We start from the raw sequence: 13,190 nt of genomic DNA on the forward strand, positions 1-13,190 counted from the left end.
ACCAGCCGCCAGCGTGGATAAACGCGGCGACTCACTCATGAGACTAGCTGTAAGCCACAAGGTTTAAAGTGGTTTGTGCTTGGCCTTGTCAGAAAGTGACGCGGGCGGCACTCTGGAAGGCCTGCGCGTCCCGGATTTCTGGCTGGAGATTGGCTGATGAGTGATATCGATGCACGCTTGCGTGAGGATGTTCACCTGCTGGGTGAACTGTTGGGCAACACCATTCGAGAGCAGTACGGCGATGATTTTCTCGACAAGATCGAGCAGATCCGCAAAGGCGCCAAGGCTGACCGGCGTGGCGCGGTGGCCGATCAGGCGGCGGGCGAGGAACTCAGCGCCAGTCTGAACCAACTGCAGGAAAACGAACTGTTGCCGGTCGCCCGGGCCTTCAACCAGTTCCTCAACCTGGCCAACATCGCCGAGCAGTATCAGTTGATTCATCGGCGCGATGAGTCGCAACCGGCGCCTTTCGAATCGCGGGTGTTGCCGGAGTTGTTGGCGCGCCTGCAACGCGAAGGCCACAGCAATGAATCCCTGGCCCGTCAGTTGGGGCGCCTGGAGATCGAGCTGGTTCTCACCGCGCACCCCACCGAAGTGGCCCGTCGCACCCTGATCCAGAAATACGACGCGATTGCCGCGCAACTGGCGCTGAAGGATCACCGTGACCTCACCACCGCCGAGCGCGAACAGATCCGCGAGCGCCTGCAACGGCTGATCGCCGAGGCCTGGCACACCGAGGAAATCCGCCGTACCCGGCCCACGCCCGTGGATGAAGCCAAATGGGGCTTCGCGGTGATCGAGCACTCGTTATGGCAGGCGATCCCGAATTACCTGCGCAAGGCCGACCATGCGTTGCAGACCGCCACCGGCCTGCGCCTGCCTTTGGAAGCGGCGCCGATTCGCTTCGCCTCGTGGATGGGCGGCGACCGTGACGGCAACCCGAATGTCACCGCGCCGGTCACCCGCGAAGTCTTGCTGCTGGCGCGCTGGATGGCGGCCGATCTGTACTTGCGCGATATCGATCAGTTGGCCTCGGAGCTGTCGATGCAGCAGGCCAGCCCGGCGTTGCAGGTCAAGGTCGGCGACAGCGTCGAGCCGTATCGCGTACTGCTCAAGCAACTGCGTGATCGCCTGCGGGCGACCCGCCAATGGGCCCAAGCCGCATTGAGCGCGGCCATCCCGGCACCGGCGGATGTGCTGCAACACAACCGCGACCTGCTGGACCCGCTGGAGCTGTGCTACCAGTCGCTGCATGAGTGCGGCATGGGCGTGATCGCCGATGGTCCGTTGCTCGATTGCCTGCGCCGCGCCGTCACCTTTGGCCTGTTCCTGGTGCGCCTGGATGTGCGCCAGGACGCCAGCCGCCACACCGCGGCGATGACCGAAATCACCGATTACCTCGGTCTGGGGCGTTACGAAGACTGGAACGAAGAGATGCGTATCGGCTTCCTGATGAAGGAACTGGTCAATCGTCGACCGCTGCTACCGGGCTATTTCAAGCCGTCGGCGGATACCGCCGAGGTGTTGAACACCTGCCGTGAAATCGCCGCCGCCCCGGCTGCGTCCCTGGGTTCGTATGTCATTTCCATGGCCGGCGCCGCGTCGGATGTGCTGGCGGTGCAACTGTTGCTCAAAGAGTCGGGCGTGCAACGGCCGATGCGCGTGGCGCCGCTGTTCGAAACCCTGGCCGACCTGGACAACGCCGGCCCGGTGATCGAAAAACTGTTGCTGCTGCCGGGTTACCGCGCACGGCTGCAAGGCCCGCAGGAAGTGATGATCGGCTACTCGGACTCGGCCAAGGACGCCGGCACCACCGCCGCCGCCTGGGCGCAGTACCGGGCGCAGGAACGTCTGGTGGATATCTGTCGCGAGCAACAGGTGGAACTGCTGTTGTTCCATGGTCGCGGCGGCACCGTCGGACGAGGCGGCGGCCCGGCCCACGCGGCGATTCTGTCGCAACCGCCGGGCTCGGTGGCGGGGCGGTTCCGCACCACTGAACAAGGCGAAATGATCCGCTTCAAATTCGGCCTGCCGGACATCGCCGAGCAGAACCTCAATCTGTACCTGGCGGCGGTGTTGGAAGCGACGTTGTTGCCGCCGCCACCACCGCAGCCGAACTGGCGCCATTTGATGGATGAATTGGCAGCGGACGGCGTCAGCGCCTACCGCGCGGTGGTGCGGGAAAATCCGCAATTCGTCGAGTATTTCCGCCAGTCCACCCCGGAGCAGGAGCTGGGGCGCCTGCCCTTGGGCAGTCGCCCGGCCAAACGCCGTGCCGGTGGTATTGAAAGCCTGCGGGCGATCCCGTGGATCTTCGGCTGGACCCAGACCCGCCTGATGCTGCCCGCCTGGCTCGGCTGGGAAGCGGCGTTGAGCAAGGCGCTGGAGCGCGGGGAAGGCGAGTTGCTGGGGCAGATGCGCGAGCAATGGCCGTTCTTCCGCACCCGCATCGATATGCTGGAAATGGTGCTGGCCAAGGCCGATGCCGATATCGCGCGGCTCTATGACGAGCGCCTGGTGCAGCCCGAGCTGTTGCCGTTGGGCGCGCATTTACGCGACCTATTGTCGCAGGCCTGCCAGGTGGTGCTTGGCCTGACTGGCCAGTCGCAACTGCTGGCCCATAGCCCGGACACCCTGGAGTTCATCCGCCTGCGCAACACCTACCTCGACCCCTTGCACCTGTTGCAGGCCGAATTGCTGGCGCGCTCGCGTCGCCAGGAAGCGGCACAGGACAGCCCTCTGGAACAGGCGTTGCTGGTGTCCGTGGCCGGTATCGCCGCCGGCTTGCGCAATACAGGCTGAGGTTTTTTGCGTGTGCTCAACGGCTTGCAGATAACCCACGACGGCCGCCCTTAACAGGGCGGTCGGCGTTTAGGGGGGCGGGTTGCACTCAGGCACACCTCTCCTATGACGCATGTGTGGTGCGGGTTTTTCCTACTTTTGGCGGCTTGTGTGGTTAAGGCCTGCTGTGTATCTTGATCAGCCTTTGGCCGTTTGGGCGGCCTGGACCCACATTTTTACGAGATTGGCCCCCGCGGCGAATCCGAGCGTCATCTCTATAAAAAATTGAGGAGCACATCGATGCGCGTCATTCTGCTGGGAGCTCCCGGGGCCGGTAAAGGTACTCAGGCAAAGTTCATCACTGAAAAATTTGGCATTCCACAAATCTCCACCGGTGACATGCTGCGCGCTGCGGTAAAAGCAGGCACCGAGCTGGGCATTAAAGCCAAAAGCATCATGGATGCTGGCGGTCTGGTTTCCGATGACCTGATCATCGCGCTGGTCCAGGACCGTATCGCGCAACCCGATTGCGCCAATGGCTTCCTGTTCGACGGCTTCCCACGCACCATTCCCCAGGCAGAAGCCCTGGTGACGGCAGGTGTCGAGTTGGACGCCGTGGTCGAAATCGCGGTTGAAGACGAAGAGATCGTGCAGCGTATCGCCGGTCGCCGCGTTCACGAGGCCTCGGGTCGCGTGTACCACACCATCTACAACCCGCCGAAAGTCGAAGGCAAGGACGATGTCACCGGTGAAGACCTGGTGCAGCGTAAAGACGACACCGAAGAAACCGTGCGTCATCGCCTGTCGGTCTACCATTCCCAGACCAAGCCGCTGGTGGATTTCTACCAGAAGCTGTCGGCTGCCCAAGGCAAGCCGAAGTACAGCCACATCCCTGGCGTCGGCTCGGTGGAAGCGATCACCGGCAAGGTGCTGCAAGCACTGAGCTGATCGAACGATCGGCTTTACGCACAACGGCCCGCTTGCGGGCCGTTGTTGTTTATACTGGCGCACTTTTTTTCGACTTGGACACCGACACCGATGAGCACCCTGCTGGCCCTGGACACTGCGACTGAAGCTTGCTCGGTTGCCTTGCTGCACGATGGCAAGGTCACCAGCCACTACGAGGTGATCCCGCGCCTGCACGCGCAGAAGCTGTTGCCGATGATCAAGCAACTGCTGGAGGACGCCGGCACGAGCCTGTCGGCCGTGGACGCCATCGCCTTCGGCCGTGGCCCGGGCGCCTTTACCGGCGTGCGTATCGCCATCGGCGTGGTCCAGGGCCTGGCCTTTGCGTTGGAGCGCCCGGTGTTGCCGGTGTCCAACCTTGCCGTACTGGCCCAGCGTGCGTTGCGTGAACACGGTGTACGGCAAGTGGCGGCGGCGATCGATGCGCGGATGGATGAAGTCTATTGGGGCTGCTACCGCGAAACCGACGGCGAGATGCGCCTGGCCGGCGTTGAGGCCGTGCTGCCCCCCGAAGCGGCGGAGTTGCCGAGCGATGCCAGCGGTGATTGGTTCGGTGCCGGTACGGGCTGGGGTTATGGCGAGCGCATCGGTGTGCCGCTGGTTGGCCAGGACGCCACAATGCTGCCGCATGCCGAAGACCTGCTGACCCTGGCGCGCTTTGCGTTCGAGCGCGGCGAAGCGATTGCTGCGGACCAGGCGGCGCCGGTGTATCTGCGCGATAAAGTCGCGCAGACCAAGGCCGAACGCGGGATAATTTGACGTCAAAAATGCGGGTGTTTTTGGCCAAAGCGCGCCAATCGTCAGAATTTGCCCCGGCGTTTAAACCTTTTTCCATTTATGTGTTCTAGTTATCACCAGAGCATTTGCGCGCTACGGATTGCGCCACTAAAATGCCATTACTGATACCGAGTTCGCATCGATGCGTATAGACGGCTTTTCCTCACAGTCCTACCCCCTCAAGCGTAAGCCGCGCAAGGCAAACGTCACGGTAGACGAGTCCGTCGAGGATTCGCCGGACTTCATCGAGGTCCAGTCCGAAGCGTCCAGCCCCCAAGGCGCTGCAAACGCGCGTACCAGTGGTCTTCCTGCCCGCCAGCAAGGCATGGTCTTCCCGCGCTCCATGAGCAAAAGCGTCGCCACCGCCCTGGCCAGCTACCTGACCACCGCCGGCTTTGTCGAATGGGATATGGAAGTGCTGGGTCTCGACATCCACATCTGATGCGCCTGCCTTATTTCATCGGTTGCCCGTCCTGGAGTGAAAACGCCTGGCGCGAGTATCTGTACCCTGTCGATGCCCGTTCCAGCGATTACCTCGCCCTCTACTCGCAAGTCTTCAACGCGGTGGAAGGCAACACCACGTTTTATGCGCGCCCGTCGGCCGCCACCGTGCAACGCTGGGCCGAGATCATGCCCGCGGATTTTCGCTTCACTGCCAAGTTCCCCGGTGACATCAGTCACGGTGGCGACCTGCGTGAGCAACTGCCGGCGGCACATAGTTTCGTCGACTTGATGAGCCCGTTGGGTGAGCGCGTTTCGCCGCTGTGGCTGCAATTGTCGGCCAGCTTTTCGCCGCAGCGCCTCGCTGAACTGGCCGGGTTTATCGACGGGCTGGAACGCCCCCTGGCCGTGGAAGTGCGCCACCCGCAATTCTTCGCCAAGGGCGATGCCGAGCGCATGCTCAACCGCCTGCTGCGCGACCGTGGCGTCGAACGGATCTGCCTCGACCCTCGCGCCCTGTTCAGTTGCACATCCACCTCGGCCGCGGTGCTGCATGCCCAGGCGAAAAAACCCAAGGTACCACCGCGTCCGGCGGCGTTGACCCTGTTTCCCCAGGTGCGCTTCATCGGCCACCCCGAGCTTGAGGCCAACGACCCCTTCCTGATCCCGTGGGTGGAAAAGATCGCCGGTTGGATCGAAGAGGGACGCACCCCCTATGTGTTCCTGCACACCTCGGATAATCGCCTCGCCGCGCAACTGGCGCTGCGTTTTCACGCCAAGCTGATGGCACGTTTGCCCGGCTTGCCCGCGTTGCCGACCTTGCACCGCGAACCCGCAGCGCAGCAACTGGGGTTACTCTAAGGCTCCTTTTCCCGCCAGGAGTCAGTCATGGATGCCCAAACCCTTCGCGCCGAAACCTTCAAGGCCCTGCATGCACGCGATCGTGCGTTTGTGATGCCCAACCCGTGGGACGCAGGCTCGGCGATCATGCTCGCCAGCCTCGGCTTCGAAGCCCTGGCCACCACCAGCGCGGGCTACGCGTTCAGCCTGGGGCGCCCGGATGCCGAAGGAGCGCTGTCCCTGGAAGACACCCTGGTCAACGCCACGATGATCGCCAAGGCCACCGCGTTGCCGGTGGCCGCCGACCTGGAAAACGGCTTCAGCGACACCCCCGACGGTTGCGCCCGGACCATTTTGCGCGCGGCGGCCAGCGGTATCGTCGGTGGCTCCATCGAAGATGCCACGGGTATCGCCGTCGACCCGATCTATTCCTTTGACCTTTCCGTCGAGCGTGTGGAAGCTGCGGTCGTTGCTGCGCGCAGCCTGCCATTCCCGTTCATGCTGACGGCCCGTGCAGAAAACCTCCTGCATGGTCGCCTGGATTTGCCTGACACTATTCGCCGCCTGCAGGTCTACGCCGAAGCCGGTGCGGACGTGCTCTATGCGCCGGGGCTGCGCAGTGCCGAGGAGGTGCTGGCGGTGGTCAAGGCCGTGGCCCCCAAACCGGTGAATGTGTTGATGTCCGGCGGCCTGAAACTCAGTGTGGCGCAGTTGAGCGCGATGGGCGTCAAGCGCATCAGCGTGGGCTCGGCCATGGCGCTGGCGGCGTATGGCGAGTTTTACCGCGCGGCGCAGGAGGTGTACCAGTCCGGCACGTTTACTTTCACCGAGCGCTCGATGCCCTACAGCCAGGCCAGCCAATTCTTCAAGGATTAAGCGGCGCGTGTTCGCACGGCATGGGGCGCGGCGTTGAGGCTTATGCCGCCAGGCGCAGGTTGTTGACGATCAGCGGACGCGCCCAGTGGTAGTCGAAGTCCAAGGCCTTTTGTTGGGCGGCCAGCTCTTCTTGTGGGAACGGCGTGGCGGCCGCTGGCAGCAGGTCCAGTTCGAACTCGGCGATCGGCAAGTGCAATGGGCGCGGTTCCGGCGCGGCGCCGGGTTCCGGTAGCGGTTGGCCGGCGCTCAGCACGATCGGGCGCACCCAAGTGCTTTCGAAATTCTGCTGGCGCTGCTGGGCGACGATCTCTTCTTGCGGGAATGGCGTGGCGGCCGGTGGCAACAACTCGGTTTCGAATTCGGCAATCGGCAGGAACAGCGGTTCAGGCGGGGCGATCTCGGTGTCTTTCACGTCGCACTCACGCTGGGTGAGGATCTGCGACAGCAGGTCAGCGCCAGCGCTGGGTTCCACCGCTGGGTCCAGCGGCGCTGGCGCCTTGGCCGCGAGCGCGTCCGGCGTTTCGCCGAGCTGCTCGGCCAACGCGCGGGCGAAGAAGTCCTGCCACACATGACTGACGCCGGCCAGCGCTTGAGTATTGCGCAGGCCGTAGTGGTTGTGGGTCGGCAGTACACCGATGGTTAGCGGAAGAATGTCTGACATTTTTCTCGGTCGACGCTCAGCTCTGGCAAAATACCTGATCCTTGTTTCTATCGGCCGTTGTTGGCCGATCCTTAATATTTTTGAGCGTAGCGATTCATGAGCGAACAACCAGCGGCCAGCCGCATCCAGGTCGAGGCCTTGGCCGACGGCTTCCAGGCCCGCGCCGAACAGTGGGCTGCGTTGCTGGGCTTGCCGCTACAGCTGGCGGATGCGGAGTTTTCCCTGCAAGTCGGGGAGCAGGGCCTGCAGTTGCAACAGCTCGGGCCTGACGCGCCAGGGCCGGTGCGCGTGGATTTCGTCGAAGGCGGCGCGGCGCATCGGCGGTTGTACGGCGGTGGCAGCGGGCAGATGATCGCCAAGGCCGTGGGCATCGCCCAGGGCGTGCGCCCACGGGTGCTGGACGCCACGGCCGGGCTGGGCAAGGACGCATTCGTGCTGGCCAGCCTGGGCTGCGAGATGAGCCTGATCGAACGTCAGCCGCTGATCGGCGCATTGCTCGAGGATGGCCTGGCACGCGCGGCGGAGGATTCTGAGGTGGCGCCGATCGTGGCGCGGATGACGCTGCTCAAGGGCAACTCCATCGAGGTGATGCTCAATTGGCAAGGCGAGCCGCCCCAGGTGATCTACCTCGATCCGATGTTCCCGCACCGTGAGAAAACCGCCCTGGTGAAGAAGGAAATGCGCCTGTTCCGCCCCTTGGTCGGCGACGATCCAGACGCACCGGCCCTACTGGCGGCGGCGCTGGCCCTGGCCAGTCACCGCGTGGTGGTCAAGCGCCCGCGCAAGGCGCCGAGCATCGAGGGGCCCAAGCCGAGCCATGCGCTGGATGGTAAATCCAGCCGCTACGACATCTATCCGAAAAAGGCACTCAAGTCCTGAGCCTCGCGCTGCAAGCGATCACCCGTTGCCGCTTGCAGCGGGTTCTCGGCGATAGGCCCGCATAAACAATCCCACCACATCCTGCACGTGGGCTTCGGCCGCTTCCTCGCTCAATTGCCCGCCGCAGCCATACAACAAGCAGAAGTTCGCCGTGCCCTTGAGCAGGCAGAAGAAGTGTTCGGCTGCGGTAAAAGGCTTGTCGATGCTCAGCGCGCCGCTCTGGTCGATGTGCCCGAGCAGACGCTCCATACCTTGCAACATCCGCATCGGCCCGGCTTCGAAGAAGATCTGCGAGAGTTTCACGTCCTGATTGCCCGTGGTCATCATCAGGCGGTGCAGGTTCACCGATTCCTTGCTGTTGACCAGGCGATGGAAGCGGCGCCCGATATTCAGCAGCACCGTCTCCACAGGCACACCCTCGGGCAGCTCAAAGTACATCACCGGCAACTGTTCTTCGCACTTGGCCATCACCGCGGCGGTGAACAAGGTCTCTTTGTCGGTGAAGTGGCTGTAGACGGTCAGTTTCGATACGCCGGCCTCAAGGGCCACGGCATCCATGCTGGTATTTGCGTAACCGTTGCTCAAAAACAGGATTTTCGCTGCTTCGAGGATTGCCTGGCGTTTTGCCATGTCCTTGGGACGCCCAGGGCTACTGGTATTGACAAGATTGTCGGACATTTCCACCTTTAATACTGGACTGGTGAGTTTGGTATTAATAACATACTGCCCAGTATAATTATTCCTAGCACCATTTGCGAAAGGTCCTTCAGCATGCGCAGCATTCTCCTGCCCCTTGCGTTGCCTGCCAGCCTGGTCTTTCTACTCGCCGCCTGCGGCCATGAAGAATCGCCCCAGACTACCCTCCGCCCGGCCATGGTGGTGCAACCACAGCCTGCGGCGCAGACGATGGACAGTTATCCAGGCGAGGTGCGTGCCCGGTACGAACCGGACCTGGCCTTTCGCATTGGCGGCAAGGTCAGCAAACGGCTGGTGGAGGAGGGCGAGCGGGTCAAGGCCAATCAACCGCTGGCGGAACTCGACCCTCAGGATGTGCGCCTGCAACTGGAAGCCACCCGCGCCCAGGTGGCCGCCGCCGAGGCCAACCTTCGGCTGGTGCGTGCCGAGCGTGACCGCTACAAGACCCTGATGGATCGTCAGTTGGTCAGCCGTTCCCAGTACGACAATGCTGAAAATCTGTACCGATCAGGTGAGGCGCGCCTCAAGCAGATCAAGGCCGAGTTCGATGTGTCCAGTAACCAGGCCGGTTATGCCGTACTCCGCGCTCCGCAGGACGGCGTGGTTGCCAAGCGCGCGGTGGAAGTCGGCCAGGTGGTGTCCGCCGGCCAGACCGTGTTCACCCTGGCCACCGATGGCGAGCGTGAAGTGCTGATCAGCCTGCCCGAGCAAGGCTTCGGCCGGTTCAAGATCGGCCAGCCGGTGTCGGTCGAGTTATGGAGCCAGCCGGACCAGCGATTTGCCGGACGTATTCGCGAACTGTCGCCCGCAGCCGATCCGAAATCGCGCACCTTCGCTGCGCGCATCGCCTTCACCGGCGGTAAGGTTCCGGCCGAGTTGGGCCAGAGCGCCCGCGTTTTCATACAGGCAGACGGTGTTATTCCGCTGTCGGTGCCGCTGTCAGCCTTGAGCGCGGAGAACGGCGTGTCCTACGTCTGGCGCGTGCAGCCGGATGACACCCTTGTGCGTACCCCAGTGCGTATCGGCGCCTTTGGCGAAAAAACCGTACCCGTGCTCGAAGGCTTGAGCCCTACCGACTGGGTGATTGCCGCCGGGGTTCATGTGCTCCATGAGGGGCAGCAGGTGCGCCCAGTGGATCGCTCCAACCGGGTGGTGAATCTGGCGGTCAAGGAGTAGTCCCCGATGGGTTTCAATCTTTCCGAATGGGCGTTGCGTAATCGCCAGATCGTACTGTTCCTGATGCTCCTGCTGGCGGTGGTCGGCACTTTGTCCTACACCAAGCTTGGGCAAAGCGAAGACCCGCCGTTCACCTTCAAGGCCATGGTGATCAAGACCAATTGGCCCGGTGCCACGGCCCAGGACGTGTCGCGCCAGGTCACCGAACGCATCGAGAAAAAGCTCATGGAGACCGGTGAGTACGAGCGCATTGTGTCTTTCTCGCGCCCCGGCGAATCCCAGGTCACCTTCATCGCCCGCGACGCCATGCGCTCGGCGCAGATTCCCGAGCTGTGGTACCAGGTGCGCAAGAAGATCAGCGATATTCGCCAGACCTTGCCGCCGGATATCCAGGGACCGTTTTTCAACGATGAATTCGGCACCACCTTCGGCAATATCTACGCCCTGACCGGCGACGGCTTTGACTATGCCGTGCTCAAGGACTACGCCGACCGCATCCAGATTCAACTGCAGCGCGTGCCGGATGTGGGCAAGGTCGAACTGCTCGGCCTGCAGGATGAGAAGATCTGGATCGAGCTGTCCAACCTCAAACTCGCCACGCTCGGCTTACCGCTGGCCGCTGTTCAACAAGCGCTGCAGGAGCAGAACGCGGTCTCCACTGCCGGCTTCTTTGAAACCCCGACTGAGCGCGTGCAACTGCGGGTGTCGGGTAACTTCAAGAGTGTGGAAGAGATTCGCAGCTTCCCGATTCGTGTAGGCGACCGAACCTTCCGTATTGGCGATGTGGCCGACATCCACCGTGGCTTCAATGATCCGCCGGCGCCGCGCATGCGCTTTATGGGCGAAGACGCGATCGGTCTGGCCGTCGCCATGCACGAGGGCGGCGACATTCTGGTGTTGGGCAAAGCCCTCGAAGGCGAGTTCGCACGCCTGCAGAAGAACCTTCCGGCGGGCATGCAACTGCGCAAGGTGTCGGACCAACCGGCGGCGGTGAAAACCGGTGTCGGAGAGTTCGTCCGGGTGTTGGCCGAGGCGCTGGGCATTGTCTTGCTGGTGAGTTTTTTCTCCCTCGGTATACGCACTGGCATGGTCGTGGCGCTGGCGATTCCACTGGTGCTGGCGATGACCTTTGCCTGCATGTACTACCTCGGCATCGGCTTGCATAAGATCTCCCTCGGCGCGCTGGTGCTGGCCCTGGGCTTGCTGGTGGATGACGCGATCATCGCCGTGGAAATGATGGCGATCAAAATGGAGCAGGGGTACGACCGCCTTAAAGCGGCCAGTTTTGCCTGGACCAGTACCGCGTTCCCGATGCTGACCGGTACGCTGATCACGGCGGCCGGCTTCCTGCCGATTGCCACCGCGCAGTCGAGTACCGGTGAATACACCCGTTCGATCTTCCAGGTAGTGACCATCGCGTTGCTCGCCTCGTGGGTCGCGGCCGTGGTGTTCGTGCCGTACCTGGGCGAAAAACTCCTGCCGGACTTGGCGAAAATTCATGCGGCTAAACACGGCGCTGACGGTCCCGATCCCTATGGCACACCGTTCTACCAGCGTGTCAGACGTTTGCTGGAGTGGTGTGTCAGTCGGCGCAAGACCGTGATCGTGCTGACGCTGCTGCTGTTTGTCGGCTCGGTCGCACTGTTTCGTTTTGTGCCGCAACAGTTCTTCCCGGCTTCCGGCCGCCTGGAGTTGATGGTCGACCTGAAACTCGCCGAGGGCGCGTCCCTGAGCAACACCGCTGGCCAGGTCAAGCGCCTGGAAGCCCTGCTCAAGGAACACGCCGGCATCGACAACTACGTGGCCTATGTCGGCACCGGTTCGCCGCGCTTCTATCTGCCCCTCGACCAGCAACTGCCGGCCGCCAGCTTTGCGCAGTTCGTGGTGTTGGCCAAGTCCATCGAAGAGCGCGAAAGCTTGCGCATCTGGTTGATCGAAACCCTCAACGAGCAGTTCCCCGACCTGCGTTCACGGGTCACACGCCTGGAAAACGGCCCGCCCGTGGGTTACCCGGTGCAGTTTCGCGTGACCGGCGAGCATATCGACGAAGTCCGTGCCCTGGCGCGCAAAGTGGCGGCCAAGGTGCGCGAAAATACCCACGTGGCTAACGTGCATCTGGACTGGGAGGAACCGAGCAAGATCGTCTACCTCAATATCGACCAGGACCGTGCGCGCGCCCTCGGTGTGAGTACCGCCAACCTGTCGAAATTCCTGCAGAGTTCTCTGACCGGCGCCAGCGTCAGCCAGTACCGGGAAGACAACGAGTTGATCGAAATTCTCCTGCGCGGCACTGTCCATGAGCGCACTGAACTGTCGCTGCTGCCGAGCCTGGCCGTGCCGACCGACAACGGCAAAAGCGTCGCGCTGTCGCAGATCGCCACCCTCGAATACGGCTTTGAGGAAGGCATCATCTGGCACCGTAACCGCCTGCCCACCGTGACCGTGCGCGCCGACATCTACGGCAAGGAACAACCGGCGACCCTGGTTCAGCAGATCCTGCCGACCCTCGAAGGCGTGCGTGCCGAACTGCCGGACGGCTACCTGCTGGACGTCGGCGGTACCGTCGAGGACTCGGCCCGCGGGCAGAATTCGGTCAAGGCCGGTGTGCCGCTGTTTATCGTGGTGGTGCTGACGCTGCTGATGCTGCAACTGCGCAGCTTCTCACGCACGGTAATGGTATTTCTCACGGCGCCCCTGGGGCTGATCGGGGTCACGCTGTTCCTGCTGGTGTTCCGCCAACCCTTCGGCTTCGTGGCCATGCTCGGCACCATCGCCCTGTCAGGAATGATCATGCGCAACTCGGTGATTCTGGTGGACCAGATCGAGCAGGACATCAAGGCAGGGCTGGCGCCGTGGCAGGCGATTATCGAAGCCACTGTCCGACGCTTCCGGCCGATTGTTCTCACAGCCCTCGCGGCGGTACTCGCGATGATCCCGCTGTCACGCAGTGTGTTCTTCGGGCCGATGGCAGTGGCGATCATGGGCGGGTTGATTGTGGCGACGGCATTGACGTTGCTGTTCCTGCCCGCGCTTTATGCTGCATGGTTTCGTGTCAGGAAAACGGGTGACCAAGAGTAAGGAGAACAGGCGTATGTAT

11 protein-coding genes are annotated in these 13,190 nt (G+C 62.7%); 9 read left to right on the forward strand and 2 right to left on the reverse strand.

Going from position 1 to position 13,190, the window contains the following annotated elements; all coding sequences use genetic code 11:
* The first annotated feature begins 156 nt into the window (after positions 1-156).
* The 6 genes from ppc to PverR02_RS06530 all read left to right on the forward strand — a co-directional run bounded on the left by ppc (position 157) and on the right by PverR02_RS06530 (position 6,681).
* The gene (gene ppc / locus PverR02_RS06505; RefSeq protein WP_079442975.1) at positions 157-2,802 is read left to right on the forward strand and encodes a phosphoenolpyruvate carboxylase; all 2,646 of its coding nucleotides are present in this window, start codon (positions 157-159) and stop codon (positions 2,800-2,802) included.
* A 279-nt stretch (positions 2,803-3,081) separates the two neighbouring features.
* Positions 3,082-3,729 (forward strand): adenylate kinase, encoded by a 648-nt coding sequence (adk, locus tag PverR02_RS06510; protein ID WP_017844708.1) that lies wholly within the window; start codon positions 3,082-3,084, stop codon positions 3,727-3,729.
* 90 nt (positions 3,730-3,819) lie between these two features.
* Positions 3,820-4,506 (forward strand): tRNA (adenosine(37)-N6)-threonylcarbamoyltransferase complex dimerization subunit type 1 TsaB, encoded by a 687-nt coding sequence (gene tsaB, locus PverR02_RS06515; RefSeq protein WP_079442976.1) that lies wholly within the window; start codon positions 3,820-3,822, stop codon positions 4,504-4,506.
* A 160-nt stretch (positions 4,507-4,666) separates the two neighbouring features.
* Positions 4,667-4,966, forward strand: a complete 300-nt coding sequence (locus PverR02_RS06520; protein WP_079442977.1) for a hypothetical protein — start codon at positions 4,667-4,669, stop codon at positions 4,964-4,966.
* On the forward strand, positions 4,966-5,826 hold the full coding sequence (locus PverR02_RS06525) for a DUF72 domain-containing protein (RefSeq protein WP_046384482.1): 861 nt from the start codon (positions 4,966-4,968) through the stop codon (positions 5,824-5,826). Before PverR02_RS06520 ends, PverR02_RS06525 begins: the two co-directional genes overlap by 1 nt.
* Positions 5,827-5,853: 27 nt before the next feature.
* Positions 5,854-6,681 (forward strand): isocitrate lyase/PEP mutase family protein, encoded by an 828-nt coding sequence (locus tag PverR02_RS06530; RefSeq protein ID WP_079442978.1) that lies wholly within the window; start codon positions 5,854-5,856, stop codon positions 6,679-6,681.
* A 40-nt stretch (positions 6,682-6,721) separates the two neighbouring features.
* On the opposite strand, the gene PverR02_RS06535 is transcribed toward PverR02_RS06530, so the two are convergent.
* Complete coding sequence (locus tag PverR02_RS06535) at positions 6,722-7,342, reverse strand: hypothetical protein (RefSeq protein ID WP_046384481.1); 621 nt, start codon at positions 7,340-7,342, stop codon at positions 6,722-6,724.
* 96 nt (positions 7,343-7,438) lie between these two features.
* Between PverR02_RS06535 and PverR02_RS06540 the strand changes: the two genes are divergently transcribed.
* Positions 7,439-8,221, forward strand: a complete 783-nt coding sequence (locus PverR02_RS06540; protein WP_079442979.1) for a class I SAM-dependent methyltransferase — start codon at positions 7,439-7,441, stop codon at positions 8,219-8,221.
* Between the two features lie 18 nt (positions 8,222-8,239).
* Here PverR02_RS06540 and PverR02_RS06545 read toward each other — a convergent pair whose 3' ends face one another.
* Positions 8,240-8,899, reverse strand: coding sequence for a TetR/AcrR family transcriptional regulator (locus tag PverR02_RS06545; protein ID WP_026139764.1), 660 nt, complete (start codon positions 8,897-8,899; stop codon positions 8,240-8,242).
* 93 nt (positions 8,900-8,992) lie between these two features.
* On the opposite strand from PverR02_RS06545, the gene PverR02_RS06550 reads away from it, so the two are divergent.
* A complete protein-coding gene (locus PverR02_RS06550) occupies positions 8,993-10,093 on the forward strand; it encodes an efflux RND transporter periplasmic adaptor subunit (protein ID WP_046384480.1) in 1,101 nt (366 codons plus the stop codon).
* 6 nt (positions 10,094-10,099) lie between these two features.
* Positions 10,100-13,171 carry an efflux RND transporter permease subunit gene (locus PverR02_RS06555; protein ID WP_079442980.1) on the forward strand — a complete coding sequence of 1,024 codons (3,072 nt, stop codon included), beginning with the start codon at positions 10,100-10,102 and terminating at the stop codon, positions 13,169-13,171.
* Positions 13,172-13,190 lie beyond the last annotated feature (19 nt).

The organism is Pseudomonas veronii (genome assembly GCF_002028325.1).
GTDB classification, from domain to species: Bacteria; Pseudomonadota; Gammaproteobacteria; order Pseudomonadales; family Pseudomonadaceae; genus Aquipseudomonas; species Aquipseudomonas veronii.